21 protein-coding genes and 3 pseudogenes are annotated in these 25,573 nt (G+C 70.7%); 8 read left to right on the top strand and 16 right to left on the bottom strand.

Features of this window, described 5'->3' with window-relative positions:
- Complete coding sequence (locus M2437_RS13890) at positions 1-666, bottom strand: peroxiredoxin (protein ID WP_373691132.1); 666 nt, start codon at positions 664-666, stop codon at positions 1-3.
- 126 nt (positions 667-792) lie between these two features.
- Between M2437_RS13890 and M2437_RS13885 the strand changes: the two genes are divergently transcribed.
- Both M2437_RS13885 and M2437_RS13880 read left to right on the top strand, forming a co-directional pair.
- Complete coding sequence (locus M2437_RS13885) at positions 793-2,481, top strand: bifunctional protein tyrosine phosphatase family protein/NAD(P)/FAD-dependent oxidoreductase (protein WP_253387756.1); 1,689 nt, start codon at positions 793-795, stop codon at positions 2,479-2,481.
- Positions 2,482-2,729: 248 nt separating this feature from the next.
- A pseudogene (locus tag M2437_RS13880) lies at positions 2,730-3,858 on the top strand (hypothetical protein).
- Positions 3,859-3,931: 73 nt separating this feature from the next.
- Here the strand turns inward: M2437_RS13880 and M2437_RS13875 are convergent.
- Positions 3,932-4,798 (bottom strand): alpha/beta fold hydrolase, encoded by an 867-nt coding sequence (locus M2437_RS13875; protein WP_253387754.1) that lies wholly within the window; start codon positions 4,796-4,798, stop codon positions 3,932-3,934.
- 154 nt (positions 4,799-4,952) lie between these two features.
- On the opposite strand from M2437_RS13875, the pseudogene M2437_RS13870 reads away from it, so the two are divergent.
- From M2437_RS13870 to M2437_RS13860, 3 genes and pseudogenes are all read left to right on the top strand, one after another.
- Positions 4,953-6,003, top strand: a pseudogene (locus M2437_RS13870) (iron ABC transporter substrate-binding protein).
- Positions 6,000-7,049, top strand: a complete 1,050-nt coding sequence (locus M2437_RS13865) for a FecCD family ABC transporter permease (RefSeq protein ID WP_253387752.1) — start codon at positions 6,000-6,002, stop codon at positions 7,047-7,049. Before M2437_RS13870 ends, M2437_RS13865 begins: the two are co-directional and overlap by 4 nt.
- Positions 7,046-7,819, top strand: coding sequence for an ABC transporter ATP-binding protein (locus M2437_RS13860; protein WP_147019452.1), 774 nt, complete (start codon positions 7,046-7,048; stop codon positions 7,817-7,819). Before M2437_RS13865 ends, M2437_RS13860 begins: the two co-directional genes overlap by 4 nt.
- 151 nt (positions 7,820-7,970) lie before the next feature.
- On the opposite strand, the gene M2437_RS13855 is transcribed toward M2437_RS13860, so the two are convergent.
- From M2437_RS13855 to M2437_RS13840, 4 genes are read right to left on the bottom strand one after another with little or no spacing between them, the layout of a single operon-like run.
- A complete protein-coding gene (locus tag M2437_RS13855) occupies positions 7,971-8,714 on the bottom strand; it encodes a molybdopterin-dependent oxidoreductase (RefSeq protein ID WP_253387751.1) in 744 nt (247 codons plus the stop codon).
- Entirely contained in the window at positions 8,711-9,439 is a 729-nt protein-coding gene (locus tag M2437_RS13850; protein ID WP_253387750.1) for a cytochrome b/b6 domain-containing protein, read from the bottom strand. Before M2437_RS13850 ends, M2437_RS13855 begins: the two co-directional genes overlap by 4 nt.
- Positions 9,436-10,032, bottom strand: a complete 597-nt coding sequence (locus tag M2437_RS13845) for a class I SAM-dependent methyltransferase (RefSeq protein ID WP_253387749.1) — start codon at positions 10,030-10,032, stop codon at positions 9,436-9,438. The genes M2437_RS13850 and M2437_RS13845 overlap by 4 nt, the downstream gene beginning before the upstream one ends.
- Entirely contained in the window at positions 10,029-11,204 is a 1,176-nt protein-coding gene (locus tag M2437_RS13840; protein ID WP_253387748.1) for an acyl-CoA dehydrogenase family protein, read from the bottom strand. Before M2437_RS13840 ends, M2437_RS13845 begins: the two co-directional genes overlap by 4 nt.
- Positions 11,205-11,446: 242 nt before the next feature.
- Between M2437_RS13840 and M2437_RS13835 the strand changes: the two genes are divergently transcribed.
- Genes M2437_RS13835 through M2437_RS13825 form a run of 3 tightly spaced genes read left to right on the top strand, consistent with a single transcriptional unit; the run spans position 11,447 to position 12,206 of the window.
- Positions 11,447-11,734 (top strand): hypothetical protein, encoded by a 288-nt coding sequence (locus tag M2437_RS13835; protein WP_003605030.1) that lies wholly within the window; start codon positions 11,447-11,449, stop codon positions 11,732-11,734.
- Positions 11,735-11,739: 5 nt separating this feature from the next.
- The gene (locus tag M2437_RS13830; protein WP_253387747.1) at positions 11,740-11,985 is read left to right on the top strand and encodes a hypothetical protein; all 246 of its coding nucleotides are present in this window, start codon (positions 11,740-11,742) and stop codon (positions 11,983-11,985) included.
- Positions 11,986-11,987: 2 nt separating this feature from the next.
- Positions 11,988-12,206: a hypothetical protein gene (locus M2437_RS13825; RefSeq protein WP_056201453.1), complete on the top strand. Its 219-nt coding sequence runs from the start codon at positions 11,988-11,990 to the stop codon at positions 12,204-12,206.
- Between the two features lie 87 nt (positions 12,207-12,293).
- Here the strand turns inward: M2437_RS13825 and M2437_RS13820 are convergent, their stop codons facing one another.
- The 10 genes and pseudogenes from M2437_RS13820 to M2437_RS13775 all read right to left on the bottom strand — a co-directional run bounded on the left by M2437_RS13820 (position 12,294) and on the right by M2437_RS13775 (position 25,553).
- On the bottom strand, positions 12,294-13,328 hold the full coding sequence (locus tag M2437_RS13820) for an aldo/keto reductase (RefSeq protein ID WP_015952093.1): 1,035 nt from the start codon (positions 13,326-13,328) through the stop codon (positions 12,294-12,296).
- Between the two features lie 549 nt (positions 13,329-13,877).
- Positions 13,878-14,477 (bottom strand): cysteine hydrolase family protein, encoded by a 600-nt coding sequence (locus tag M2437_RS13815; RefSeq protein ID WP_253387745.1) that lies wholly within the window; start codon positions 14,475-14,477, stop codon positions 13,878-13,880.
- A 272-nt stretch (positions 14,478-14,749) separates the two neighbouring features.
- Positions 14,750-16,066 carry an efflux RND transporter periplasmic adaptor subunit gene (locus tag M2437_RS13810; RefSeq protein ID WP_253387744.1) on the bottom strand — a complete coding sequence of 439 codons (1,317 nt, stop codon included), beginning with the start codon at positions 16,064-16,066 and terminating at the stop codon, positions 14,750-14,752.
- Complete coding sequence (locus M2437_RS13805) at positions 16,059-19,289, bottom strand: efflux RND transporter permease subunit (protein ID WP_253387743.1); 3,231 nt, start codon at positions 19,287-19,289, stop codon at positions 16,059-16,061. The genes M2437_RS13810 and M2437_RS13805 overlap by 8 nt, the downstream gene beginning before the upstream one ends.
- Before the next feature lie 313 nt (positions 19,290-19,602).
- A pseudogene (locus tag M2437_RS13800) lies at positions 19,603-20,986 on the bottom strand (NTP/NDP exchange transporter).
- On the bottom strand, positions 20,983-21,720 hold the full coding sequence (locus tag M2437_RS13795) for an NADPH-dependent F420 reductase (RefSeq protein WP_253387741.1): 738 nt from the start codon (positions 21,718-21,720) through the stop codon (positions 20,983-20,985). Before M2437_RS13795 ends, M2437_RS13800 begins: the two are co-directional and overlap by 4 nt.
- Complete coding sequence (locus M2437_RS13790) at positions 21,710-22,639, bottom strand: aldo/keto reductase (RefSeq protein ID WP_253387740.1); 930 nt, start codon at positions 22,637-22,639, stop codon at positions 21,710-21,712. Before M2437_RS13790 ends, M2437_RS13795 begins: the two co-directional genes overlap by 11 nt.
- Positions 22,640-22,711: 72 nt before the next feature.
- On the bottom strand, positions 22,712-23,266 hold the full coding sequence (gene rsmD / locus M2437_RS13785) for a 16S rRNA (guanine(966)-N(2))-methyltransferase RsmD (protein ID WP_253387739.1): 555 nt from the start codon (positions 23,264-23,266) through the stop codon (positions 22,712-22,714).
- A gap of 12 nt (positions 23,267-23,278) precedes the next feature.
- On the bottom strand, positions 23,279-25,285 hold the full coding sequence (locus M2437_RS13780; RefSeq protein WP_253387738.1) for a pseudouridine synthase: 2,007 nt from the start codon (positions 25,283-25,285) through the stop codon (positions 23,279-23,281).
- Between the two features lie 91 nt (positions 25,286-25,376).
- Positions 25,377-25,553, bottom strand: coding sequence for a DUF1328 domain-containing protein (locus M2437_RS13775; RefSeq protein ID WP_003607421.1), 177 nt, complete (start codon positions 25,551-25,553; stop codon positions 25,377-25,379).
- Between the last annotated feature and the right edge of the window lie 20 nt (positions 25,554-25,573).

The raw sequence follows: 25,573 nt of genomic DNA, 5'->3' as shown, positions 1-25,573 counted from the left end.
TCACAAGGTTCCCGTTCGAAAGTACCAGTCGCCGGCCTCGCCCTCCGGACGGGCGGCGGCTCCGTGGAACGTCAGCGGCGGCGCGACGAGGATCGGGTCGCCCGGCCGCCAAGCCTCCGGCGTGACGACGTCCGCCTCGTCGGTGACCTGAAGCGCGGCCACGAGGCGCAGGATCTCCTCGACGCTGCGCCCGACCGTCATCGGGTAGGTGGTGGTGGCCCGGATGATCCCGTCCGGATCGATGACGAAGGTGGTCCTTACGGTCGCGCTCGACACGGCGCCCGGCGGCAGCATGCCGTAGGCGCGGGCGATGGCCATGGAGGGATCCTCCAGCATCGGGAACGGAACGCGGACGCCGAAGCGCTCCTCGATGTTGTGCGCCCAGGCGAGGTGCGACGACAGGCTGTCGACCGAGAGGCCGAGCAGGTCGCAATCCAGCATCTGGAACCGGGGATGGGCGCGCGAGAAGGCGAGGAATTCGCTCGTGCAGACCGGCGTGAAGTCCGCCGGATGGGAGAACAGGACCAGCCAGCGACCGCGGTAATCCTCAAGCGTCCGCTCGCCCATCGTCGTGCGCGCGCGGAAGCCCGGAGCGGGATCGCCCATCACCGGGGGGCAAGCCGGCCGCTCAGTCGCCGGATCGGGCCTTTCAATATGTGAAATCATATATCGATGCTCCAGGCTTTTCGCCGGCACAGAGGCAGGTAGTGCCGGTATTGTACCTCTGTCAATATTCGATATGCTCCGAGTGATTAAGTCAATATGCAATTTTATATAGCGACGGAGCCGTCGGTGGACGTCCATCACATCACGCGCGACTTGGCCGTCGCACCGCAGATCCGGCCTGACGACATCCCGGCGGTCGCGTCCGCCGGGTTCCGGTCGATCCTCTGCAACCGCCCCGACGCCGAGGCCCCCGACCAGCCGAATTTTCGTGAGATCGAGCGGCTGGCCGGGGAGGGCGGCCTCGTCGCCCGCTACCTGCCGGTCACGTTGGGCCGTATCACCGACGCGGACGTCGCGGCCTTCGAGGCGGCGGCGGACACCCTGCCGAAGCCGACCCTTGCCTATTGCGGCACCGGCACGCGCTCGGCGACGCTGTGGTCGCTCGCGGAGGCACGGCGGGGCCGCGCCGTGGCGGAGGTCCTGGCTGCCACGAAGGCCGCGGGCTACGACCTGAGAGGCGCCGCACCCCGGATGGCGGCGCAGGCCGGCGCGGCGCAGGCTGGCGCGGCGCCCTTGGGAACCGAGCAACGGTTCGCGGTTCTCATCGTCGGCGGCGGCGCGGCCGGCCTCGCGGCGGCCTCAAGCCTGAAGGCGCGCAAGCCCGACCTGGAGGTCGCCGTGATCGATCCGGCCGACATCCACTACTATCAGCCCGGCTGGACGCTGGTGGGCGCCGGCGTGTTCGACCCGGCGGTGACCGCCCGGACCATGGCGTCCCTGATCCCGGACGGCGTGACGTGGATCAAGGCCGCCGTTGTCGCCTTCGAGCCCCAGAGGAAGGCCGTGATACTGGAGGACGGCCGGACCATCGGCTACGACCGCCTCGTCGTCGCCCCCGGGCTCAAGCTCGACTGGGGCGGCATCGAGGGGCTGGTCGAAACGCTCGGCCGGAACGGGGTCACCTCGAACTACCGCTTCGACCTCGCGCCCTATACCTGGGAGCTGGTCCGGAACCTCGGCGGAGGTCGGGCCGTGTTCACCCAGCCCCCCATGCCGATCAAGTGCGCGGGCGCCCCGCAGAAGGCGATGTATCTCTCCGCCGACCATTGGCGGCGCGCGGGCCGCCTGAAGCAGATCGGGATCGACCTCTTCACGGCGACCCCGAGCCTGTTCGGCGTGAAGGAATACGTGCCGCCCCTGATGGAGTACGTCCGGCGCTACGACGCGAAGCTGCACTTCCGTCACAACCTCACGCGCATCGACGGCTCGGCCAAGCGCGCGTGGTTCACCCGCACGGCCGAGGACGGGACCCAATCGACGGTCGAGACCGCGTTCGACATGATCCATGTCGTTCCGCCCCAGCAGGCCCCCGATTTCGTCAGGGAATCTCCCCTGGCGGATCCGAACGGTTGGGTCGAGGTGGACCCGGCGAGTCTGCGCCACACGCGCTTCGCCGACGTCTACGGGCTGGGCGACGCTTGCAGCGCGCCGAACGCCAAGACCGCCGCCGCGGCGCGCAAGCAGGCGCCGGTGGTGGCGCACAACCTGCTGCGCGACATGGGCTTCATCGAGGGGCCGGATGCCGTCTACGACGGCTACGGCTCGTGCCCGCTCACCGTCGAGCGCGGCAAGATCCTGCTTGCCGAGTTCGGCTATGGCGGCAAGCTTCTTCCCAGCTTCCCGTCCTGGCTCCTCGACGGCACGAAGCCGAACCGGGCCGCGTGGCTGCTCAAGGAGCGCCTGCTCCCGCCCCTCTACTGGCACGGCATGCTCAAGGGGCGCGAGTGGATGGCCAAACCCAAGCGGGCGGTTTGATCGGGCCACACCAAGAGGTCGATCCAGGTCGTCGCTCGCGTCGATGCGCAGATCGAGCCCGGCTTCAGAGCCAATCGGCGAAGACGCCTCTAGAACACGCAAGACGTCATCCACGCCAAATGGCCAAGCTTGTTCACATAAAGCAATCCACACGCGACCCATCGGACTTTTTCCGATCAGGCATCTTTTCGCAGAACCCTTTTGTCATTTGCGACGTTTCGAGCGTCTAAAGTTTCGGAGGATACGCCATGAAGACGATTGCGATGGGTCTTGCCGCGTTGCTGATGAGCACGTCGGTCTACGCTCAAAGCGCCGCGACCGGTGGGTCCGAGCGCGGCGGCATGCGGGCCGGTGCGGAGCAGTCCGGCGGGCAGACGCGGGATGTCGGGCGGCGAGCGCGGCGGCATGGGCACCAAGGGCAGCGAGGCGCGCTCGGGTGGAAACGCCATGGGCGGTGAGCGCAGCGCCGCCCGGGACGGCCGGGACGGCGGCGAAGCCGGCCGGGGCGGGGCGGATCGCGGTGACATGGCGCGCGGCGAGCGCGGTTCGGAGCGCGGCATGACCGGTCGCGCCGGCCGCGATACGGCCGAGCGCGATGAGCGGAGCGACACGGTCCGCAGCAACGCCCGCGCCGAGCGGAGCGACCGGTTCCAGGATCGCACGCACGACCGGACTCATGTCAGCAGCCGCACCGATGTGCGCTCCACCACCGTCGATGGCGGCTATCGCCGCGAAGGTCGGTACGTGTTCGTCGGCGGCCGACGGATCGTGTACGGTTCGCCCGAGTATCGCCGCCTGATCGTCACCGAGCGCCGCAGCACCGGCCCGCGCCGCTACGTCACCATCCGCGGCCAGCGCGTGATCTACGGCTCGCCGGAATATCGCCGCCTCGTCAGCGTCGGCGAGACGCGCCGCTACGTGACGATCCGCGGCCAGCGCGTCATGTACGGCTCGCCCGAGTACCGCCGCCTCTCCACCACCGTCTCGACCACCGAGCGGCGCGGCGGCACGGTCAATGCGGGCTTCCGCGAGCGCAACGAGGTCCGTGGGTCGGAGACCCGCACCGATCTGCGCAGCCGCAGCAGCGAGACCCGCGACAGCGAGCGCAACGAGATGCGTGCCTCGGATCAGGCGCGTGGGGCCGAGCGCGGGGCTGAACGCGGCGGTCGCTCGATGGAGCAGGGCCGGGGCGGCGAGGGCGCGCGCAATGTCGGCATGCGCGGCGAGGGCAACGAGCGCGGCGGCGTCCGCAACGCCTCCGAGCAGGGCGGCGGCATGGGCAACACCGGCGGCAACCGCGGCAGCGAGCAGCGCGGCGGGATGCAATCCGGCTCGCGCGGCGGCACCGAGGGCGGCGCCGGCATGAGCGGCCGCTGATCAGCGGGATTCCAAAGGGATCATCCCTTTGGCGGAATGCCGGGGCTCTGCCCCGGCATTCTTTTATGGTTGTCTACGACCGTCCCAGAAAGTCGATCAGCGCGGCGTTGACCGCCTCCGGCGCGTCGTGCTGCACCCAGTGGGTCGCCTGCGGAAAACGCTGCAGGCGGCCCCGCTCGCACAGGTCCAGGCTCGCCTCGGCAAGGCCCGTCTGGAGCGCCTGATCGCGCTCGCCCCACAGAATTAGCGTCGGCGCGACGATCTTCGGCGGGTGCCGCTCGCGGGGCAGCTGAGCGAGCGCCCGATACCAGTTCAGCATCGCGGTGACCGCGCCGGGGCGCAGCCATTCGCGCGCGTAGACGTCGAGATCGGCCTCGGTGAAGCTGCCGGGCGCGCTCGACCGGCGCATCAGGGCCCGCAGCAGGCGGCCCTCCCGCGCCGTCAGCAGCCGTTCGGGCAGCAGGGGGAGTTGGAAGAAGCCGGCATAGGCGCTGCGCAAGGCCTGCCCCGGATGGCGCCGGAGATAGGGGCCGAACACGCCGGGATGGCAGGCGTTCAGCGCGGCGAGCCGCTCGACCCGCTCGGGGTGAAAGCTCGCGACCCAGAACGCGACGAGCCCGCCCCAATCGTGCCCGACGAGGTTGAACCGCGCGAGCCCGCAGGCATCGGCGAGCGCGATCACGTCCTGGGCGAGCCGGTCGAGGTGGTAGGCGGCGATGCCTTTGGGGCGGTCGCTCAGGCCGTAGCCGCGCTGATCGGGGATGAGGAGGCGCAGGCCGCTGCCTGCGAGCGGCCCGATCTGATGCCGCCAGCCGAACCAGAATTCCGGAAAGCCGTGCAGCAGGATCGTCGGCACCCCATCCGCCGGCCCCGCCTCGGCGACATGCAGGCGCAGACCGCGGAGGTCGATGTGGCGGTGGCTGACGGCGGGATCGGACATGGGTTCGAGGACACTCGCGCGCGGTCGATGGGCAAGTCGGGACAGATGCCGGTATTTCGGCCAACCCGGCAGGGCCGGCGCGGTTCGGGCGCGGCGCCAACCGGGGCGGAAGCCGCTATAGGTAGCATCCGATCACGGGAGACGCCCTTCCCCGATGCCGCTGCTCCGCTGCCTTCTCGCGCTCGCCTGCCTGTGGCCGGCCCTGCTGTGGTCCTGCCCCGCGGCGGCCCGGCCCTTCACCGACGCCGCGGGGCGCCGGGTCGAGGTGCCGGAGCGGGTGCTCCGGGTGCTCGCCGCCGGCCCGCCCGCGGCGGTGCTGCTCTCCACCCTGGCGCCCGACAAGATGATCGGCTGGCCGCGGGCGCCGAGCCCGGAGGAGCGCGCGTATCTCGCCCCGGCGCTGCGCGATCTGCCCGCCACCGGGCGGCTGACGGGGCGGGGCGGCAGCGCCAATGTCGAGGCCGTGCTGGCGCTCAAGCCGGACCTCATCGTCGATGTCGGCAGCACGGCGGCGACCTACGCCTCCCTCGCCGACCGGGTGCAAGCGCAGACCGGCATCCCCTACGTGCTGCTCGACGGGCGTTTCAGCACGACACCCGAGACCTACCGGACGCTGGGCCAGCTCATCGGCACGCCGGAGGCCGGCGAAGCGCTCGCCGCGGCGTCGGAGACGATCCTGAAGGGGGTGGCCGAGGCGGTGGCCGCGGTGCCGGAGGAGAAGCGCCCGCGCGTCTATTACGGCCGCGGCCCCCGCGGGCTGGAGACGGGCCTGTCCGGCTCGATCAACACCGAGATCATCGAGGCGGCGGGCGGCCGCAACGTGGCCGGAGCGGGTGCCGGCGGGCTCGCGGCCGTCTCGCCCGAGCAGGTGCTGGTCTGGAACCCGGACGTGATCATCGCCCTCGATCCCGATTTCCCGAAGCTCGCCGCCGCCGACCCGCTCTGGAACGGGCTGAAGGCGGTGCGGGAGGGACGCGTCCACGCGGTGCCGACGCTGCCCTTCGGCTGGGTCGATGCCCCGCCGGGGGTCAACCGCCTGATCGGCCTGCGCTGGCTCGCCCGGCCTGTTCTTTCCCGAGCAGTTCCCGCAGACGCTCGGCGACGCCGTGCGCGACTTCTACAAGCGCTTCTACCGGGTCGAACTCACGCCCGAGCAGCTCGACCGCCTCCTGCGCGACGCCGCCGGACCGGGGCCGACCCGGTGAGCGAGGCCGCGAGCGCCGCTCAGGCCCGACCCGCGCGGTGGCGCCTCCTGCCGCTGGCGGTCCTGGCTCCGGTCGCGCTGATCCTCCTCGTCTTGGTTTCACTCGGCATCGGCCGCTACCCCGTGCCGCTCGCCGACGTGTTCGGGGTGCTCGTTGCCAAGCTGTTTGGCCAAGCGCCCGCTCTCGATCCCGCCGCGCAGACCGTGGTGCTGAACGTGCGCCTGCCGCGGGTGTTCGGGGCGCTCGTGGTCGGAGCCGGGCTCGCGGCGGCGGGGGCGACCTATCAAGGGCTGTTTCGCAATCCCCTGGTCTCGCCGGACATCCTCGGGGTTTCGGCGGGCGCGAGCCTCGGCGCGGTGCTCGGCATCGTGCTCGCCCTGCCGGTGGCGGCGATCCAGGGGCTCGCCTTCGCCGGAGGGCTCGCTGCGGTCGGCGCCGTCTACGCCGTCGGGCTGGCAGTGCGCCGACACGACCCGGTGCTGACGCTGGTGCTCGCGGGCGTCGCCGTGGGGGCGCTGCTCGGGGCCGGGATCTCGCTGCTCAAGGTGCTCGCCGACCCCTACAACCAACTCCCCGCCATCACCTTCTGGCTGCTCGGCAGCCTCGCCTCGGTCACTGCGGGCGACATCGCCGCGATCCTGCCGGCGATGGCCCTCGGTCTCGCTCCCCTGGTGCTGCTGCGCTGGCGCGTGAACCTGATGAGCCTCGGCGACGAGGAGGCCCGGGCGCTGGGCGTCGAGACGCGCCGGCTCCGCCCGCTCCTGGTGGCGGGCGCGACGCTGGTGACCGCCGCCGCGGTCTCGGTGACGGGCGTCATCGGCTGGATCGGGCTGATCGTGCCGCATATCGCCCGGCTGCTGGTCGGGCCGGATTTCCGCCGCCTGCTGCCGGCCTCGATGCTGCTCGGGGCGGGCTACCTCACCGCGGTCGATCTCCTGGCCCGCACGGTGGCCACCATCGAGGTGCCGCTCGGCATCCTCACGGCGCTCGTCGGCGCGCCGTTCTTCCTCTGGCTGCTGGCTGCGGGAAAGCGGGGCTGGGCATGATCCTGGAGGTTCAGGATCTCGCCTTCGGCTACGGCACCCGCGTGGTCGGCTCCGGCGTCAGCCTGACGCTTCGGGACAGCGAGGCGCTCTGCCTGCTCGGGCCGAACGGCGGCGGCAAGACCACGCTGTTCAAGACCCTGCTCGGGCTGCTGCGCCCGCTCGCCGGCCGCGTCCTCTTGGACGGCACCGACCTGTCGGCGTTACCACGCCGCGAAGTTGCAAAACGAATCGCCTACGTGCCGCAGGCGCATGCCGCCTTCTTCCCCTTCACCGTGCGGGAGGTGGTGCTGATGGGCCGCGCGAGCCGGCTTTCCGCTTTTGCCAGCCCCGGCCCGGCCGACCGCGCGGCGGCCGAGCGGGCGCTGGCGACGCTGGGCATCGGCCACTTGGCCGAGCGGATCTACACCGAGATCAGCGGCGGCGAGCGCCAACTCGCGCTGATCGCCCGCGCCCTGGCCGGCGAGCCGCGGCTCCTCGTGATGGACGAGCCGACGGCGAGCCTCGATTTCGGCAACCAAGCGCGGGTGCTGACCCAGGTGCGGCGCCTCTCGGCCGCCGGCATCGCCGTGGTGCTCTCGACGCACGATCCCGGCCACGCCTTCCTCTGCGCCGACCGGGTGGCGCTGCTGCATGGCGGGCGCCTCGTCGCTTTGGGCCCTCCGGCGGAGACGGTGACGCCGGAGACCCTGCGGCTGCTCTACGGGGTCGAGGTCGCGGTGGTGCCGCTGCCGGGGCAGGGGCGGGCGGTCTGCACGCCGCTGATCGGCTGAGCCGACCTCTCATACCAAATCCGGTTGATTCCTTCGGGATGGCGGATTTGGGCTTCGGTGGGATCCCATCGCGCTGGCGCGATGGGTGCCCTCCTCAAGCGCCGCGCGGGCTGACCGATACGGTTCCCGCTTTGATCAAGCGGAAACCGCATCAGATCCCCGCGTACCAAGAAAACCCCATCTCCGAGACCATGCTGCCCCGGCCCTGGCCGAGCCCGTCCACCCGGTCGGTGGCCTCGATGCTGGCGAGGTATTTCAGCGACTTGTAGCCGAGTTGGCGCTCGACCCGCAGGCGCACCGGCGCGCCATGGGCCACGGGCAGGTCGCCGCCGTTCATGCCGTAGGCCAGGATCGTCTGCGGGTGCAGGGCGTCGAACAGGTCGTAGCTGTCCCACCAGCCGTCCACCGTGCGGATCACGATGAAGCGCGCCTCGGGTTTGAGCCCGAGGCTCGCCAGAACGTGGGAGAGCGGCACGCCGGTCCAGCCGCCGATGGCCGACCAGCCCTGCTCGCAACTATGCAGCGTCACCTGGGTGCGGGCCGGCATCGCCCTCAGTTCGGCCAACGTGAAGGCGGCGGGCCGCTCGACGAGGCCGCTCACCGGCAGGCGCCAATCGGAGAACCCGGCCGCCTTCGAGCGCCGGTAATCGGGGTTGTCCGGATCGGTGGTGTTGATGGTGGGAAACACCGCCGAGATCGCCTCCGGCCCGAACTCCCGCACCAGTGGCTGGTCGCGCAGGAGGAAGCGCTGGGTAGCCAGCGTCAGGGTGTCGCTCAACCCGTAGAGGCCTGATCGACGCGGTCCGCTCTCGATCAGCTCGCAGCCGCCGAGAAGGCCGCCGATCCCGAGAGCTGAGGAGCCGAGCATCAGCCTGCGGCGGGTGAGATCGCTCATCGCGGGTCCTCCTCTGACGGTGTCGACGGGGATTTCGGCCGGGTGGAGCGCCCGGTGATCATGCCCCGCATCAGGTCGAGCGGCCCGTTGGCGAGCACCTGCCAGATGTGGATGAGGAGGAAGCCGACGAACAAAACCGCCGACAGGAAATGGATTGTGCGCGCCGATTGCCGCCCGCCGAACAGGGTGAACAGCTCCGGGTAGGCCGCCGTGACGCCGGGCGACATGGTGAGGCCCGAGAGCAGCATCACCGGCGCCAGCACGAGGATGACGGCGAGATAGGCGAGTTTTTGCAGCACGTTGTAGCGGTGTGCGCCAGTTGCACCCGAGCCGGTGAGCCGGAGATGCGCGCGGATGTCGGCCGCGATGTGCCGGGGGTGGAGCTGGTCGCGCTCGGGGGTCAGGCGGCGCAAGAAATGCCCGCTCGCCAGGGCGACGAGCCCGTAGAGCGCGCCGTTGAGCACGAAGATCCAGGCGGCGAGGAAGTGGAGATTGCGGCCCCAGCCGGTCTGTTCGAGGTTCACCGGCAGCGGCAGGACGATCCAGGCCGGGGCGTCGTTGGCCCCGGTCTCGCCCCAGAACAGCCGGGGCAGGGCGAGCAGGATAGCGAGTCCGCTGACGAGGAGCGCCAGGAAGGCGCCGGTGTTCACCCAATGGGTCAGGCGCACCCAGAGCGGGTGTCGCGGGACGGCACTTTCTCCACGCGCCGTCATCGCGTTCGTCATAGACCGTCCGCTCGCCGCAGCACATCGAGGCGGTAGGCATCCGTGCGCGTGCCGGACAGCACCCGGCAGAACGGCGCTGCGCCCGCGATGAAGCCCTCCGCCGCCGCGTCGCCGGAGAGGGGATAATCGGTCTCGCCGAGCCAATGCACGAGGACGCAGTCGCCCCCCGGCGCCAGACTCGCCTCCACCCGTGCGACGAGCCGGGCCAGATCGTCCGTGCTGAGGAAGTAGAGCATCTCGCCGAAGACGATGAGGTCGAACCGGCCCTCCGGCCAGACCTCCGGCACCGCGCCGCGGACGAAGCCGACCTGCGGGTATTCCGCGCAACGCCCCTGAGCGGCGTCGAGGGCGGCCTGCGCGACGTCGAGGGCGGTCAGCGCCCCGCAGCGGGGGGCGAGCGCCCGCGTGAAGACGCCGATGGAGCAGCCGACTTCGAGGGCCCGGTCGTAGCGCACCCGCGGCAGGGCCTGCAGCGTCGCGGCGTATTTCTCCGCCTCGTAGGCGCTGGAGGTGAAGCCCCAGGGATCGGGGTCGGAGGCGTAGATCTCCGAAAAGTAGCGCTCCGGCAGCGTCTCCGTCCGACGGCCGCTCATCCCACACGCTCCGCAGCGCGCGGGGCGGCCTCGTCGGGCCACAGGGCGTGGGGCGGCTCGTCGGCCGCCAGGGCGTGCGCGGCCATGCCGGTCAAGGCGAAATCCGGGGCCGGCTGGCGCAGATAGGTGGCGAGGTCGCGCATCAGGCGCTCCAGGGGGTGGCCCTCCAGGAAACCCGCGAGCCCGATCGAACGCTGCGCCAGGGTGATCACGTCGAGGCCGGCCTGTTCGACCGCGGCGCGGGCGAGGTTGACGTAGGCGATGACCCGCTCGGGGTGGTCGGCTTCCGCGGCGGCGAGGCGGGCGGCGCGGGCGACGATCAGGCGGCTCGTCTCGGCCGCGACCATGGCCCGCCCGAACCGCGCCTGCTGGTGCGGGTCATCGGCCCGGCCGGTGGCGGCGAGATGCGCCCGGTGGGTCTCGATCACCGCCTCGATCCCGCCGAGCTGGACCGCCAGGAAGCGCCACGCCCCGGCGAAGAAGAAGGGCTGGCGCCAATAGTCGTCCGGCGAGCCGATCACCTCGCCGTCGCGCAGGCCGAGCCCGGAAAAATCCACCGTACCGGTCGCGGTCGTGCGCATGCCGTGAACGCGCCAGTCCGACAGGTCGGCCCGTTCGCCGGGTTCGAGGCGCAACACCAGCATCAGCCGGCGGCCGTCGGCGATCCGCGCCGTCACGAGCGGGCGGGTGACGAAGCCCGCCCCCGAGGCGTAGGTCTTCACGCCCTCGAGGCCGTCCGCACCGTCGAGGACGAGGCCGCCCTCGGCCGGCTCGGTGTTCCAGACGCCGAAGAGCTGGCCCTCCGCCGCATCGCGGGCGAGCCGCTCGGCGACGGCGGTGTCGGCGTAGCGCAGCACCAGGGCCAGTGCGTTGACGTGCCCCTCAAAGAGACGCCCGACCGCGAGGTCGTCGCGGCCGATCTCCGTCAGCAGCGCCCGCAGGGCATCGACGCGGGCGGGCTCGCACAATCCGGCGCCGCCGAGCGCCTCGGGCAGGGGCGCGGCGAGATGCCCGGCCCGACGCAGCCGGGCGATGGCCTGCGCGGGAAAACCACCCTGCCCATCCGCCGTCTCGTCGCAGGCGCCGGCCCGGGATGCCCCAGGAGACCGCGCGAGAGAGAGGAGCGAATGGGGCGACACAAGCGGCTCGGGGTTCGATGAATCGTACGACATCCCCCGAACGGCTCCGGCACCCCCGCGCGGGCGCACCGGCCCGCGAGCGGGCTGCCGGCCTTACGGGAAAGCCATCCAGGAACAAAACCTAGAGCGGCACAGCGCGTCTTCCCATGCGGCGCAGTGGCGGGGGGTTCGATTATCCCCGGCACTGTCAGGGGCGGAACCGCGGGGCGCCTCATGGGCGTTCAAACCTTCGGCCGGACCGCACAAGCGGCCGGGACGACATCCGGAGGGGAGCGATGGCGGACGACACCGAGCGGCTCGGCCTTCTCATGGGCGTGTTCGAGCTGGCGCTCAGCCGCCTGTTCGAGGCGAGCCCCGGGGGAGGGCAGGCGCGCGACCTGTTCGTGGAGGACGTGCGCCGGCTCCTGGCCGACACCCGCGAGCTACAATCGGACTCCCCGGCGGTGCAGACCTACGAAGCGCTGCTGCGGCGGCTCGGGGCCACCCGACCCGGCGATGCGGACGGGCTCGGTGTAATCCCCACGCCGGAGCAGGGCGTGCCGCCGGCCGGATCGGGCGTGTAGAGAGGGTGCAGACCGTGAGCGAGACCGAACACGAGACCGATCCGGCGCCCGAACCGAAGCTTGCCGGCATCCTGACCTTCCCGCCGGAGGTCGTGGCGGCGCTGGACGAGCATTGCGCGGTCGAGCGCCTGCCGCGGGACCGGGCGATCTGCGAGATCGTCGCCGAGTATCTGCGCTTCAAGGGCTACCTGCGCGCCCGCCCCGTACACCCCCATCGCACGCCCAAGGGCGAAAAGCCGGAGGGGCTCTGACGATGGCGAGTTCGTTCAAGGGCCTGTTCCTCTGCCCGCCGAAGCAGCCGCGCCCGAGCCATGTCCGAGTCCAGGACGGGGAGGGCGGTGAGACCACCCTGCCGCTGGAGGAATACGAGGCCCGCGCCGGCCAGCCGCCCTGGCAGAGCCTGCCCTGGCAGGGCGAGGCCGGGCCGGTGCCGGATGACGGTGACAAGCACGGGCCCGAGATCAGCATGTGAGGCCGTTCACGGCTCACCGGGGCGATGGCGGACGCGTCCCCTCGCCCCGCCTGCGGGGAGAGGGGTTCTTGGCGGACCCGTCCCGCCTCACCAAGCCGTCGGCTTGGGGTTGCGCTCGTCGAAGCCGATCTGGTGCCAATACGGATAGATCGGATTTTCCCGGCTCGCCGCGTCGAGGCGGGCGATCTGGTCGGGCGTGAGCGACCAGCCCACCGCGCCGAGATTCTGCTTCAACTGCTCCTCGTTGCGAGCGCCGATGACGATGTTGCACACGGTCGGGCGGCTGAGCAGCCAGTTCAGCGCCACCTGCGGCACCGTCTTGCCGGTCTCGGCGGCGACCGCGTCGAGGGCATCGACAACATCGTAGAGGTAGTCGTCGGAGACGGTGGGACCGCCCTCCGCGCCGCTCGCCGTGGACAGCCGCCCGCCCGAGGCCGCCTGCCCCCGCCGGATCTTGCCGGTGAGCCGGCCCCAACCCAGCGGACTCCACACCATCAGGCCGACGCCCTGGTCGAGGCCGAGCGGCATCAGCTCCCACTCGTAGTGGCGGCCGATCAGCGAGTAATAGCCCTGATAGACGACGTAGCGGGCGAGCCCCTCCTTCTCCGAGGTCGCCAGCGCCTTCATCAATTGCCAGCCGGAGAAGTTCGAGGCGCCGATATAGCCGATCTTGCCCGAACGGGTGAGGTCGTCGAGCGCCCGCAGGGTCTCCTCGACGGGGGTCAGCGCGTCGAAGCCGTGCATGAAGTAGACGTCGATATGGTCGGTCTGGAGCCGCTTCAGGCTCGCCTCGCAGGCGCGGATCAGGTGGTGGCGCGACGAGCCGACGGCGTTCACATCCTCGCCGACCCGGAAGGTCGCCTTGGTGGAGATCAGGAGCCGGTCGCGGCGGCCCTTGATCGCCTCGCCGAGGATCTTTTCGGAATCGCCGCTCGAATAGAGGTCGGCGGTGTCGAGGAAGTTGACGCCCGCATCGAGGCAGAGATCGATCAGGCGGCTCGCCTCGGCCACGCCGGTGCTGCCCCAGTTCTGGAAGAACGCGTCGGTGCCGCCGAAGGTGGCGGTGCCGAGGCTGAGCACCGGTACCTTGAGGCCCGAGCGTCCGAACTGCCGGTATTCCATGTCCGTCACTCCGCTGTGGCTGTCGGGAAACGGCCCTGAGAGGCCGCCCGCCCCCGTCTTGAGGAGACCGGCGCGCCCCGGCAATGCGGCGGACCGGGCGGGCACCCTGCAGGGCGCGAATGGCGCCGCTGCCATCATACCGCCATCGGGCGCCCGCGGTTCCGCCACCGAAAGGGGCAGTTTCCGCAAAGACTTCGTCAACCAAGAGCCACTATTAAAGCTCAAGTTTTAGGAACCCCGATCGGGGCTGCCTCTTCTTTCATCAGATCCGGCGGCGGCGTCGCCAGCCGGTCTTAACATTGGGAATGTCGCCTCGTGAGTTTCACCGTCAGCGCCGGCACCGCTTCGCGCGTCTATTCCTGGCAGCACGGCTCCCTGCTGAGTGCCCTGGAGCAGGGCCTGTCGCTGACGACCTCCGGCATGAGCGACGTCCGCATCGTCGACTCGGAAGGCCGCAGCCACAGCCCCGCCGCGCTCTACCAGCGCGTGTTCGGGCAGCAGCCGACGGACGCGGACGCGCCCCCTCGCGCCCCGCGCGGCCTGATCGCCCTACCCCCGGATCGCCGCCGCATCCGGCGCCACCACCGCGAACAGGTCGCCGAGCGCCGCGAGGCTTGCGGCCTGTACCGCCGCCGCCGGTACGGTCGCGCCGTCCGGACCCGGCAGGGCGCGGGTGGCGGTGGCCGAGGCCACCACGGTCGGGCGGAAGCCGAGGTTGAAGGCGCTGCGCGCGGTCGAATTCACGCACATATGCGTCATGAAGCCAGCCAGGATCACGTCCTTGACGCCGGCGGCCTCCAACTGCGCCTGCAGGTCGGTGCCGACGAAGGAACTTGGATAGGCCTTGGTGATGACGGGCTCCCCCTCCCGCGGGGCGACCTCGTCGCTGATCTGGCCGATGGCGGCGGTGAGGTCGTAGGGCGAGCCCGGCCCGGCATCGTGGCGCACATGGAAGACCGGGATCCCGGCGTTGCGCGCCCGTTCCAGCAGCGCCTGCGCCTCGCGGATCGCCGGCTCGATGCCCTCCAGGCGCATCACGCCCTCGCGGTAGGTGTTCTGCAGGTCGATCATCACCAGGCCTGAGCCCGACAGGGAAGCGGGCTCCGGCGGCAGGCCGGACAGGCTGCGAAGCGTTTTGAGGTCGGTCATGGCTGGCCCTTCTCGTGGGATGCGTTTCCGGGCGGGATGTGAGCCGAGTGGGGCCGCCCGCGCAACCTGCTGAAAGGTCCAACGGGTGGAAGGCCACCGATCCCACCTACCCCTCATCCTGAGGCGCCCGCGCCAGCGGGCCTCGAAGGATCCTCCAGGGATCGCGCGATTGCTGGAGGATCCTTCGAGGCCTCCGCTTCGCTCCGGCACCTCAGGATGAGGACGAGGATGGGATCAGCGCTGCGCGAAAGTCTTAGCGCTGCGCGAAAGTTTTAGCGCTGCGCGGCTTGCATCGGCTTGTCCGATTTCGGCGCCTGGGGGGCGATGCGGCCGCCGTCCTTGAGATCGGCCGGGGGGCTCAGCACGAGGCGCTCGCCGCCCGAGAGGCCCTTGTCGACCTCGACCACCGTGCCCTTGTCGCGGGCGACATGGACCTCGACCCAACGCACGCGGTCGTCGTCGCCGGCCACCGCCACGCGGGTGCCGGACTGGTTGAACACCAGCGCCTCGGCCGGCACCGCTACCGTGGCGCCGCCGGTGCGGGGGATCGCCAGGGTCACGTAGACGTAGAGGCCCGGCCGCAGGGTGAGGTCGGGGTTCGGCACGTCGACCTGCGTCGTCAGGGTGCGCGAGGAGGCGAGCAAAGCCACCGAGCTGCGCTCGACCACGCCGGCGAAGCTGCGGTCGGGCATCTGCGGCACCTTGATCTGGGCCGCGATGCCGGGCTGCACGCCCACCGCCGCGTTCTGCGGCACGTTGACCGAGATGCGCAGCACGTCGTCCCGGTCCATCGACAGGAGCGGCGAGCCGGAGCCGGCATCGGCCTGGACGAGGTCGCCGACATCGACGTTGCGGGTGGTGATCACGCCGTCGAAGGGGGCGGTGACGATCTCGAAGCCGGTCAGCGCCTTGAGCCGCCCGACGGTCGCCTGCTGCGCCTTGATGTTGGCCTGGGCCACCTTCACGTCGGCCTCCGCCGAGGCGAGGTTCGCCTGCTGCGCCAGCACGCCGGCCTGGGTGTTGTCGGCGTTCTGCTTCGAGGCCCAGCCCTGGCCGGCGAGCGTCGAGGTGCGCGAGTTGGTGGCCTGGGCGAGGTTCGTGTTGGCCTTGGCCTGATCGACCATGGCCCGGGCCCGCAGGAGCTGGGCCTCGAGCTGCCCGAGCTGCGCCTCGGCTTGCGCGAGTTGCTGGTCGAGATCCGGGGCGGCGATGCGCAGGAGCACGTCGCCCTTCTTCACCCGCGAACCGAGATCGACATGGCGCTCGGCGATGTAGCCGGTGGCGCGGGGATAGATCCGTGCGGTGGCGAAGGGCTCGGTCTGGCCCGGCAGGGTCAGCTCGATCGGCCCGTCGAGGCGCTTGGCCTCCTCGGTGCGCACTTTCGGCACGAATTCCATCTGCCGGGCCCGCGTCGACTCGGCCCGGGCCGCCCGCTGCCAGTGGCCGTAGCCGCCATAGGCCAGCAGGCCGAGCGCGATCAGCCCGGCCCACACGAAGCCGCCCTTGCCCGGCGGCGGCGGGATTTTCTTGTCCTCGCCGTCGGTCACGGGCGAATCCTCCGGTCGGATCGGACGGGCGTCATCAGACATAATCCTCGAGCGGCTTGGCCTCGCCCCGCCGCAGCAGGCTGTAGAGGAACGGCACGAACAGCAGGGTCGAGGGCGTGCCGAGCGCGATGCCGCCCATCACGGCCCGCGCCAGGGCCGCGTTCTGCTCGCCGCCCTCGCCGGTGCCGAGCGCCATGGGCACGAGGCCCAAAAACATCGCGCTCGCGGTCATCAGCACCGGCCGCAGCCGCGTCTCGCCCGCGACGATGGCCGCCTCACGGGCCGAACAGCCCGTCGCCTCCCGGTGTTCCTTGGCGAAGGTGACGAGCAGGATCGAGTTGGCCGAGGCGATGCCCACCGACATGATCGCCCCGAATAGCGAGGGGATCGAGAAGGCGGTGCCGGTGATGAACAGGCTCGCGACGATGCCGCAGAAGGCGATCGGCAGGGCGGCCAGCACCACGAAGGGGTCGCCCCAGCTCTGATAGTTCACCGCCATCAGGAGGTAGACCGCGACGACCGCGATGCCGAGGCCGATGCCGAGCCGGAAGAAGGCGGCGCGCATGTTCTCGATCTGCCCGCGCACGGAGATCTTGTCGGGCGCCGGCAGCGTCTTCTGCTCCTCGGCGACGATCCGATCGATATCCCGGGCGACCGCGCCGAGGTCGCGGTCCTGCACCGCGGCGTAGACGTTGAAGGTCGGCTGCGTGTTGACGTGGTTGATCACCGTCTGCGTCGGCTGGCGGGTGATCGTGGCGATGCTCGACAGCAGCGTCAGCGCGCCGGGCCCGCTGCCGGCATTGGCGCGGGCAAAGAGCGGGGTGTTCTGCAGGGCGGTGAGCGAGGCGTTGCGGTATTCCGGCGTCTGGACCCAGAGCTGGTAGGGGATGCCGGTCTTCGGGTCGGTCCAGAAGTTCGGGTTCACCTGGAAGGAGCCCGAGAGCGACACGTTGAGGCTTTGCGCCACCTGCTGCTGGGTCAGGCCGAGTTCGGAGGCGAGCCGCCGGTCGACATCGACGAAGAATTGCGGCTGATCGACGATCTGATGCAGGTGCACGTCGACGAGGCCGGGCGTCTCCTTCAGCCGCGCCTCGATGCGCCGGGCGGCGGCCAGATCCTTCACCGTGTTGCGGCCCGCGACCTGCACGTCGATCTGCGCGATCACCCCGAAATTGAGGATCTGCGTGATGATGTCGGAGGGCTGGAAGTAGACGATCATGTCGGGGAAGCGCTCGCGCAGAATCTCGCGCAGGCGGCGCTGGTACTCGGCGACCGGGCCGTGCTCGTCCTTCAGGTCGATCAGCATCTGCCCGTCGTTGTAGGAGACGAACGAGCCGTCGGAGAAGGCGAAGTTATAGTTGTTCGAGGGCAGGCCGATATTGTCGAGGATCTGGTCGATCTCATCCTCGGGGATCACCTCGCGCACCACCTTCTCGACCTCGGCGAAGGTCTGCTCGGCGGTCTCAATGCGCATGCCCGGCCGGGTGCGCAGGTGCATCGTCATCTGGCTCGATTCGACCTGCGGGAAGTAGTCCTGTCCCGTGAAGACGAAGAGCCCGCCGGTGCCGGCAAACAGCAGGACGACGCCGGTCACCGTCGCGACCGGGTGGCGCAGGACCGCGTGGAGCAGCCCGACATAGCCGCGGAGGAACCGATCGAACCGCGCCTCGAAACCGCGGCGGAAGGCGCCGGCCAGCCGGAAGACGGGGGAGAGCAGCCAGACAAGCGCCCGCTCGATCCGGCCGCGGCGCGGGGCGTTCGCTTCGCCGCCGTGGTGCTGGAGGTATTCGCGCGCCACCAGCACGTCGATCATCACCGGCACGAGCGTGCGAGTGAGGAGGTAGGAGGTCAGCATCGCGAACACGACCGCGAGCGCCTGCGGCGTGAACAGATACTTCGGCGTGTCGGTGAGTGCGAAGACCGAGACGAAGGCGGCGCAGATCGACAGCGTCGAGATCAGCGCCGGCTTGGCGATGCCGGCCGCGCCCTCGACCACGGCGTTGCGGAACGGCTTGCCCTCCTCGAACAGGCGGTAGGTGTTCTCGATCGCCACCGTCACGTCGTCGACGAGGATGCCGACCGCGAGCGCCAGCCCGCCCAGCGTCATCACGTTGATGGTGTGACCGAGCGCGGCCAGCAACGCCAGCGAGGTCATCAGGCAGAGCGGGATCGAGACGAGCACGATCAGGGTCGAGCGCCACGAGCCGAGGAACAGCAGGATGGTCAGGCCCGTCAGCGCGGCGGCGATCACAGCCTCGTGCCAGACGCCCTCGATCGCGTTCGAGACGAAGACCGACTGGTCGAAGAGCGGCTTGATCTCCATGCCCTCGGGGGCCGCCGCGCGGATGTCGGGGAGCGCCGCCTTGACGTTGTTGACCACATCCAGCGTCGAGGCGGTGCCGTTCTTCAACACCCGCATCAGCACCGAGGCGGCGCCGTCGGCGCGCACGACGTTGACCTGCGGCGGGCCACCGTCGCGGACATAGGCGACGTCGCGCACCAGCACCGGCTGGCCGTTGACCACCTTGATCGGGATTTCGTTCAACGCCGCGATCGCGTCCGGCGTCGCGTTCATCTGCACCGGGTATTGCTGCTCGCCGATCTTGGCGAGGCCCGAGGGGATCGTCAGGTTCTGCGAGGTCACCGCGTTGGTGACCTCCAGCGGCGTCATCCCGAGCGCCTGGAGCGCGTGCAGGTCGAGATCGACCATCACTTGGCGCGGGGCGCCGCCGAAGGGGGAGGGCAGGGTCGAGCCCGGCACCTGGGTCAGGCGCTGGCGGATGCGGTACTGGGCGTAGTCGTAGACCTTGTTGAGGCTGTCCTTGGCCGAGGTCAGCGCGAGCTGGATCACCGGCACTGAGGAGGCGGAGAAGCGCACGATCACGGGCGGCTGCACGCCCGGCGGCATCAGCGCGCGGATCGAGTTCGTGGAGGAGACGACCTGGGCGATGGCCAGATCGATGCTGACGCTCTGGTCGAAGTAGATCTTCATCACCGACGTGCCCTGGAGGCTCGTCGATTCCATCCGGGCGATGTTGTTGACGTTGTTGGAGATTCCGAACTCGGAATAGGTCGTGATCCGCTTCTCCATCTCCGGCGCGGACAGGCCCGTATAGGTCCAGACCACGACGACGACGGGGATATCGACCGCCGGCAGCACGTCCTTGGGGGTGACGACGATGGCGCTGACGCCGCCGAGCATCATCAGCACCGCGAGGACGTAGGTCGTGATGCGGAACTTGAGGGCGTACTGGACGAGTCCCATGAATCTCCGGTGAAGTTGGATCTCCGGTGGATGTCCGGTCAGAGTGCCTCACGAAACGCCCGGTCGCCGACGGCCCTTAGCCTGGCCATGCCGACGGGAATTTTGTGAGAGGCACGAAGCCTTGGCCCGAGCCATGGCGCGGGATGATCCCACGAATACCGCACGGCGACTGTTTCTGTTCTATGTCCGATTGTCGCCGACAACATGCGCGCGCTGCGATGCCGCATCGCCGCCTGTCCCCGTTGTCCAGGCGCATCGCATCCGCCCGACAGAGACAGGGTTAAACTGAAAACAACCTTTGCAACAATTGACCTCAGGCCGGGCGCGGTGGCAACGGCGCCGGATTGTCGTCTGCTTGTGCCGCCTGCTGTGCCGCGTCTTGCTGTGCCGCCTCTTGCCGCCGCGCCTGCGCCCGGCCGAGCCAGAGCGCGTTGAGGAGCCACGCGGCCGAGAGCGGCACCGCCACCACCGCCGCAGCATGACCGCCGAAACCGAGCGCGGCCAGCCCCGCATGGGACCACGCGCCGACCTGATCGCCGAGGCGATAGACCACCGTGTCGATGAAGCTTTTCGCTTTGTAGCGGTCCTCGCGCGGCACCACCGTGAACAGCACCTCGCGCACCGGCCGGGCGATGGCGAAGTTGCCGGCCCGGCGCAGCACGTAGATCACCACCACCGAGGCGACGCTCGGCGAGAGCGCGAGCGCGAGCGCGGCGAACCCGACGATGCTCGCCGCCGGCAGCAGCGCCAGCGTCACCCCGACCCCGAGCCAGCGCGTGATGCGCCCGGTGAGGAAGAGCTGCACGCCGAGCGTCAGGGCGTTCACGGCGAGATCGACATTGGCGAAGAAGGCCGTCTGCGCCCCCCGGCTGGGGAAGTTGTTCTTGGCCACCGCCGCCTGCTCGAAATACAGGAAGGTCGCGGTGATCGAGAACAGCGCCAGAAACAGCGCGATGTTCAGGAGGTAGGGCGAAGCGACGGTGCGCCGGATGCCGGCCCAGATGTCGCCGCCGATGACCTCGCCCGCCCGCGAATCCTCCGGCACCTCGTGGAGGCGCCCGATCAGGCGGCGCGAGGCCGCGCATGGCGAAGACCGCCGCCTCCAGGAGCACGGCGGCGGCGATGAGCAGCGCCCAGGTCGGCACGTCGCGCGCGAGCATCGCCGTCACCGCCGAGCCGCAGATCGCGCCGAGCGTCGCGCCGGCCGCGATGAAGCCGAACAGGCGCTTGCCCTGTTCGGTCGAGAACACGTCCACCACCGTGGCCCAGAAGATCGAGACCACGAACAGGTTGAAGATCGAGAGCCAGACGAAGAAGGCTCGGCCCACCCAGACCGCGGTTTCACCGTCCGTAAGCGCGATCAGGGCGGAAAAAATCAGGATGTTGAGGATGAAGAAGCGGTAGGTGAGGGGCACGAAGCGCGCCCGCGGCAGGCGCTTGACCAGCCACGCGAAGGGCAGGTTCAGCGCCAACATGCCGATCAGCGTCGCCAGGAACAGCCAGGGCAGGTTTTCCAGGCCGCCCGCCACGCCCATCTGGTCGCGGATCGGGCGCAGCACGTAGTAGCTCGCGAGCAGCGCGAAGATGTAGGCCCAGGACCAAGCCAGCGCCGGGCCCTCGCCCGGCCTCACATCGACGAGGCGGGCGAGGCGGTCAGAGAGCGAAAAGCCCGACGAAGAGGCCGGGGCCTCGCTCAAGGCTTCACCCCGAGCTTCTGCTTCAGCTCCGGCGCCGAGAGGTCATGGCCGAAGCCGGGCGAGCCCATGGCGAAGGTGTCGGCTGCCTTGAGTTCGCCGACCACGACGGGGTCGAAGCCGGCATCCGAGACCAGGGTGCGGGCGGTCTCCAGTGCCTTCGGGTCGTTGCCGGCGATCGGCACGGCCATGCGCGGCTCGGGCCGGCCGGCATTCTTCTGGAAGATCTTGTAGTTGGCCGCATTGAAGGCGCGCACCACGTGGGCGCCGGCCAGATACTTGGCCGAGACCGCACCGATGCCGTCGCGCTCGACCTCGTCGGCGACGGCCCCGTCGCGGGCCTTCACCGCGTTGCCGGCATCGATCACGACCTTGTTCTTCAGCGCCGCGGCGTTCTCACGCCCCAAGTCCGGATAGGCCTTGTAGGGCACTGCGATCAGCACGGCGTTGCCGAAGGCGATCGCCTCCGCCGGGGTGCCGGCCCGCGCCTTGGGCCCGAGTTCCTCGACGAGCGGCTTCAGCTCCTCGGGGTGGCGGGAGGCGAAGAACACCTCGTAGCCCGCCTTGATCCAGAGACGGCCGAGCGTGCCGCCGATATTGCCCGCCCCGATGATCCCGATTCTTTTGGGATTTTCCGATTGAGCGAGAGCGGGCAGGGCGGGGAGCAGAAGCGTGCCGGCAAGCAGAGCCAGTACCCCACGCCGAACGGAAGAAATCCCAAAAAAGTCAGACCGCATCGATGAAGGCCTCCATCTTGCGCCGCTCGGCGGCGTCCGGCAGCCGCCCGGTCGCGGCGGCGAGGTTGTCCTCGACGTAACTCGCCTTGGCCATGCCCGGGATCGGGCAAGTCACGGCCTCGTTGGCGAGCACGTATTTGAGGAAGAACTGCGCCCAGCTCTTGCAGCCAAATTCGGCGGCGAAGGCGGGCAGGGGCTTGTCCTTCACGGCCTTGAACAGGCGGTCGCGGCCGAAGGGCACGTTGACCATCACCGCCACGCCGCGCTCAACCGCCAGCGGCAGGACGCGTTCGGCCGCCGCCCGGCTGTCGAGGGCGTAGTTCACCTGCACGAAGTCGAGCTTTTCCCGCTTCATCACCGTCTCAAGCTCGGGGAACTGCTCGTCGCGCCAGACCGTGACGCCGACATAACGGATCCGGCCCTGCTCCTTGAGCGTGCGCAGAACCGCGAGGTTCACTTCCGTGTCGACGAGGTTGTGCACGGCGATGAGGTCGATCTTGTCCGTGCGCAGGCGCTGGAACGAGCGCTCGGTCTCCGCCTGCGCCGCCTCCCGGCCGCGGGCCGCGACCTTGGTGGCGAGAAAGATCTTTTCGCGCAAACCGTCGAGGATCAGGCCGAGCACGTCCTCGGCGGTGCCGTAGCTCGGGGCGGTGTCGATCACCCGGCCGCCGAGCGCGACGAAGCGCTCCACCGCCTCGCGCAAGGGCGCGGTCGCCTCGGGCGTCGGCGCCACCTCGTAGCGGCGCGAGGTGCCGATGCCCATGGCCGGCAACCGCTCACCGGAGGAGGGGATCGGCCGGGTGATCAGGGCGTCGGCGGCGCGGGCTGGGCGCAGCAGGGCCGGGGCGAAGCCCGCTCCGGCGGTGAGGGCCGCGCCCTGCAACAGGGTTCGGCGGGAAAGCGGCGGGACGGGCGGCATGGAGGCGGGCTCCCCTCGCGGACGGGCGTGGCCCGAGCGAGATAGGGCGACCTCACGGCGCGGGCGAAGGGCTCAACCCGCAAAGCGACCGAAGGTCACCGTCGTCTCGCCGTAGCTGCGCCGCTCCAGCTCCTCGAAACCCGGTGGCAGGACCGGGCCGGCCTCCGCGGCCTCCTCGACGAGGACCAGCGCGCCGGGGCTGAGCCAGCCGCCCCCGGCGGCCGCCGTGAGAGCCGCGGGTGCAAGGTTCTTCCGGTAGGGCGGATCGCAGAAGGCCAGCGTCGCGGGCCGGTCCAGGGCAGGCCCGAGCCGGGTCGCGTCGCGCGGGATCAGCCGGGCGCGGTCCTCGCAGCCAAGGGCGGCGATTGCGGCGCGGATCAGGGTGCCGGCCTGGCGCCCCTCGTCCACGAAGAGCGCGCGGGCCGCGCCGCGGGACAGCGCCTCGAAGCCGAGGGCGCCGGTGCCCGCGAACAGGTCGAGCACCACCGCATCCTCGACCACGTCGTCGTAGGCGTGGGCGAGCACGTTGAACAGGGCCTCGCGCAGGCGGTCGGAGGTCGGGCGGATGCCCTCCGCCTTCGGTCCGACCAGCCTGCGCCCGCGCCATTCGCCGCCGACGATCCGCACGCGCGAAGCCCCTTAGCCCTCGCCACGCGGCGGACGGCTCGGACGTCCGCCCCCGCGCGGTCCCGGCTTGCCGCCACCACCGGGGCGTCCACCGGGGGCACCGCCGGGCTTGCCGCCGGGACGTCCGCCCAGGCGCCCACCGGGCCGGCCGCCGCCACCGGGCTTGAAGTCGCCCCGCGGGCCACCTTTCGCGCCGCCCTTGAAATCGCCCCTGGCGCCGTCGCGGTCACCGCCCTTGAAGCCAGGCTTGCCGCCGAAGCTCTTGCCTGCACCACCGGGCCCCTTGCCGGGTCCCTTGCGGAAGGCGGGACGATCGGACGCCTCGGCACTGCGCGGGGGGCGGGCCGGCCGCTCGCCCTCGGCGGCACGGGGCCGGTCGCGCGGGGGGCCGCGACGCTCGGGCGGGCGCCCTTCGCTCGGCCGCTCGCGGCGGGGTGCGCCCTCGCCGCGCTCACGGGAGTCACCATTGAAGTCACGCTGGGGCCGGCCCTCGCTCCGCTCGCGCGGCGGACGCCCCTCGAAATCGGACGGACGCTCGCGGGGCGGCCCGCGCCGCTCGGCTGGTGCGGCCTCCCCGGCCTCACGGCGGCGGGGACGGACATCGCCCGCGGGTGCGCCGCGGCGGAACTCGTCCCGGCCCGGCCGCTCGTCGCGGGCGCGGTTCTCGCGCGGTGCCTCGCTGCGCGGCCGGTCTTCACGCGGCCGATCTTGACCTGGCCGATCCTGGCGCGGCCTGTCTTCGCGCGCCCTGTCGCGGGGCGCGGACCGCTCCTCCTCGTTGCGGAAGCGGACCCGGCGATGCGGCTCGGGTGCGGGCTTCTCGGGCGAGGGCTGAAGCCGCTCCACCAGCACCCGGCGCTCGCCGGCCGCCTGGATCGCGCCGACCCGCTCGCGGCCGCGCTCGGCCGCCGCCGCGCGGGCGGTCTTGGGGTCCATGCCCCGGCGGGGCACCTTCGAGGCACGGGGCCGCGTCTCCTCGTCGGCGCGCCACACGGTCGGGGAAGGGGGACGCGGGGCCGGGCGCGCACCGGCGCGGGGGGCGGCAGGGCGGGCGGGATCGCGCGGCGGACGGCCGGCCGAGCCGCCGCGAGACCCCGAGCGGGCTTCCGAGGCGCCTTCGTCGCGCGCGCCTTGACGGCCCCGCCCCGGGGGCGCCGCCTGCGTGGCACGAGTGGCCTTCTTCGGGCTGCCGAAGGGGGCGATCGTCTCGCGCACCGGGCTCTCGAAATCGACGCCGGCCTGCTCGGCGAGGTTCTTTCCGAGCTGGTCCTTCAGAACCTTGGTGCGGATCTCCTCAACGAGGCCGACTTCGAGGTCGCCGAGCTGGAACGGTCCGAACGAGAGCCGGATCAGCCGGTTCACCGACAGGCCGAGATGCTCCAGGATGCGCTTGACCTCGCGGTTCTTGCCCTCGCGCAGGCCGAGCGTCAGCCAGACGTTGTCGCCCTGCGCCCGGTCGAGGGTCGCCTCGATCGGGCCGTACTCCATGCCATCGACGGTCAGGCCCTTCTTGAGTTTGTCGAGATCGGGCTGGGTCACGTCACCGAAGGCGCGCACCCGGTAGCGGCGCAGCCAGCCGGTATCGGGATGGGCGATCACCTTGGCCAGCCCCCCGTCATTAGTGAGGAGCAGCAGCCCTTCGGTGTTGATGTCGAGCCGGCCGATGGCGACGACCCGCGGCAGCTCTTCGGGCAGGCCGTCGAACACCGTCGGGCGGCCCTCCGGGTCGCGGGCGGTGGTGACGACGCCGCGCGGCTTGTGCAGCAGCCACAGCCGGGTCCGCTCGCGGGCGGGCAGGGGCTCGTCGTCCACCGTGATGCGATCGGCATCGGTGACGTTGATCGCCGGCGAGGTCAGGACCTTGCCGTTGAGGGTGACGCGGCCGGCCTCGATCAGGGCCTCCGCGTCGCGGCGGGAAGCGATGCCGGCGCGGGCGATGGCCTTGGCGATGCGCTCGCCCTCGGGCGTGGCGGGTTGGTCCGCGGGCACGGCCGGGGAGGGGTCTGGAATGTCGGTCATCCGCGCCCCTTATCAGAGCAGCGGGTTGCACAAAAGGAAAAGGCGGCCCGCGAGGGCCGCCCTTTCATCGAAACCGTGCGGTTCAGGTCGGTCACAGTCGCGGCGAACGACCGCGCACCGCGCCCATTACCGCCGAGATCAGGAACAGCGCGATCGCGACGAAGAACACGATCTTGGCCGCTTCCACGGCGGTGCCGGCGATGCCGCCGAAGCCGAGCAGCGCAGCGATCAGAGCGACGACGAGAAAGGTAACAGCCCAACCGATCATGGTATCCTCCTGACGTCCGT

The sequence above is a fragment of the Methylorubrum pseudosasae genome, assembly GCF_029504475.1.
GTDB lineage: Bacteria > Pseudomonadota > Alphaproteobacteria > Rhizobiales > Beijerinckiaceae > Methylobacterium > Methylobacterium extorquens.
Note: the sequence above shows the minus strand (reverse complement) of the source record. Positions and strands in the feature narration are given on the sequence as shown.

Coding starts and splice junctions, on each gene's coding strand:
- M2437_RS13810 (WP_253387744.1), bottom strand. CDS start 16,066: ATGTCTGATGACGCCCGTCCGATCCGACCGGAGGATTCGCCCGTGACC.
- M2437_RS13860 (WP_147019452.1), top strand. CDS start 7,046: ATGATCCTGGAGGTTCAGGATCTCGCCTTCGGCTACGGCACCCGCGTG.
- M2437_RS13875 (WP_253387754.1), bottom strand. CDS start 4,798: ATGTCCGATCCCGCCGTCAGCCACCGCCACATCGACCTCCGCGGTCTG.
- M2437_RS13815 (WP_253387745.1), bottom strand. CDS start 14,477: ATGACCGACCTCAAAACGCTTCGCAGCCTGTCCGGCCTGCCGCCGGAG.
- M2437_RS13780 (WP_253387738.1), bottom strand. CDS start 25,285: ATGACCGACATTCCAGACCCCTCCCCGGCCGTGCCCGCGGACCAACCC.
- M2437_RS13835 (WP_003605030.1), top strand. CDS start 11,447: ATGGCGGACGACACCGAGCGGCTCGGCCTTCTCATGGGCGTGTTCGAG.
- M2437_RS13805 (WP_253387743.1), bottom strand. CDS start 19,289: ATGGGACTCGTCCAGTACGCCCTCAAGTTCCGCATCACGACCTACGTC.
- M2437_RS13890 (WP_373691132.1), bottom strand. CDS start 666: ATGATTTCACATATTGAAAGGCCCGATCCGGCGACTGAGCGGCCGGCT.
- M2437_RS13840 (WP_253387748.1), bottom strand. CDS start 11,204: ATGTCGTACGATTCATCGAACCCCGAGCCGCTTGTGTCGCCCCATTCG.
- M2437_RS13775 (WP_003607421.1), bottom strand. CDS start 25,553: ATGATCGGTTGGGCTGTTACCTTTCTCGTCGTCGCTCTGATCGCTGCG.
- M2437_RS13855 (WP_253387751.1), bottom strand. CDS start 8,714: ATGAGCGATCTCACCCGCCGCAGGCTGATGCTCGGCTCCTCAGCTCTC.
- M2437_RS13850 (WP_253387750.1), bottom strand. CDS start 9,439: ATGACGAACGCGATGACGGCGCGTGGAGAAAGTGCCGTCCCGCGACAC.
- M2437_RS13795 (WP_253387741.1), bottom strand. CDS start 21,720: ATGCGGTCTGACTTTTTTGGGATTTCTTCCGTTCGGCGTGGGGTACTG.
- M2437_RS13845 (WP_253387749.1), bottom strand. CDS start 10,032: ATGAGCGGCCGTCGGACGGAGACGCTGCCGGAGCGCTACTTTTCGGAG.
- M2437_RS13790 (WP_253387740.1), bottom strand. CDS start 22,639: ATGCCGCCCGTCCCGCCGCTTTCCCGCCGAACCCTGTTGCAGGGCGCG.
- M2437_RS13820 (WP_015952093.1), bottom strand. CDS start 13,328: ATGGAATACCGGCAGTTCGGACGCTCGGGCCTCAAGGTACCGGTGCTC.
- M2437_RS13825 (WP_056201453.1), top strand. CDS start 11,988: ATGGCGAGTTCGTTCAAGGGCCTGTTCCTCTGCCCGCCGAAGCAGCCG.